Raw genomic sequence first — 471 nt, 5'->3', positions numbered from 1 at the left:
GGCACCAGCGCCGCCCGCGTCACGGTGCCGATCATCGACATGGGCGTCTACCTCGGCTGGCTGACGGCCCAGTGTGTGAGCGCCGGCGTGCGACTGAGCAGTACGGAGGTCGCCGATCTCGCCGAGGTCGACGGCGACCTGGTGGTGGTCGCGGCGGGACTGCGCTCGGGCGCCCTCGTCGGCGACGACACCCTCGCCCCACTGCGCGGGCAGGTGGTCCGGTTGGCCAACCCCGGCCTGACCGACTGGTTGATCGACGACGACAACCCCGCTGGCATGACCTACGTCGTGCCGCGTTTCGAGGACGTGGTCTGCGGGGGCACGGCGGACCTCGGCGCGTTCGACACCCGCGTCGACCCGGATGTCGAACACGCCATCCTGGCCCGCGCCCGCGCGCTGGTCCCGGCGCTGAGGGACGCGCCGATCCTCTCGCGGGCGGTGGGGCTGCGGCCGTCGCGACCGGAGGTGCGG

General features: G+C 73.7%; 1 protein-coding gene. It reads left to right on the top strand.

The window, feature by feature from the left end:
• Positions 1-471: FAD-dependent oxidoreductase (locus tag AC1DYG_RS19570; protein WP_477641518.1), on the top strand; the 471-nt coding region annotated here is incomplete at both ends.

The sequence above is a fragment of the Pedococcus sp. P1_H8 genome (genome assembly GCF_056405175.1).
Note: the sequence above shows the minus strand (reverse complement) of the source record. Positions and strands in the feature narration are given on the sequence as shown.